At 66.9% G+C, this 749-nt stretch carries 1 pseudogene; it reads left to right on the top strand.

What is annotated here, in order from left to right:
- Positions 1–36: 36 nt before the first annotated feature.
- Positions 37–749: pseudogene (locus tag F0L46_RS26985) on the top strand (GTP-binding protein); the annotation flags it as partial.

Here is a 749-nt window from a genome sequence, read left to right as displayed (position 1 = left end):
CGCCGGGCCGATGGCCCGCGCCAACCCGAAATCCCCATGTCCGCCCCCTCGTTCGACAAGATCCGCAATTTTTCCATCGTGGCCCATATCGACCACGGCTAGTCGACCCTTGCCGTCCGGCTGATCCAGACCACCGGCGCGCTGGCGGAGCGCGAGATGACGGAGCAGGTGCTCGACTCGATGGACATCGAGCGCGAGCGCGGCATCACCATCAAGGCCCAGACCGTGCGCCTGGAATACAAGGCGGAGGACGGGGAGACCTACATCCTCAACCTCATGGACACGCCCGGCCACGTGGACTNNGGTCGACGCCTCGCAGGGCGTGGAGGCGCAGACGCTCGCCAACGTCTATCACGCGATCGACGCCAACCACGAGATCGTGCCCGTCCTCAACAAGATCGACCTGCCGGCGGCCGAGCCCGACCGGGTCAAGGAGCAGATCGAGGAGGTGATCGGCATCGACGCCTCGCAGGCCGTGCCGATCTCGGCCAAGACCGGCATCAACATCGAGGGCGTGCTGGAGGCGATCGTCACCCGGCTCCCGGCGCCGAAGGGCGACCGCGCCGCACCCCTCAAGGCCCTCCTCATCGATTCCTGGTACGACGCCTATCTCGGCGTCGTGGTGCTGGTGCGCATCGTCGACGGCACCCTCAAGAAGGGCATGAACATCCGCATGATGGGCACCGGCGCCGTCTACGGCGTCGACCGCATCGGCGTGTTCCGCCCGAAGATGCAGGACGCCGACGTGC

Origin of the sequence: Salinarimonas soli (genome assembly GCF_008386575.1) — a bacterium.
Lineage (GTDB): Bacteria > Pseudomonadota > Alphaproteobacteria > Rhizobiales > Beijerinckiaceae > Salinarimonas_A > Salinarimonas_A soli.
Note: the sequence above shows the minus strand (reverse complement) of the source record. Positions and strands in the feature narration are given on the sequence as shown.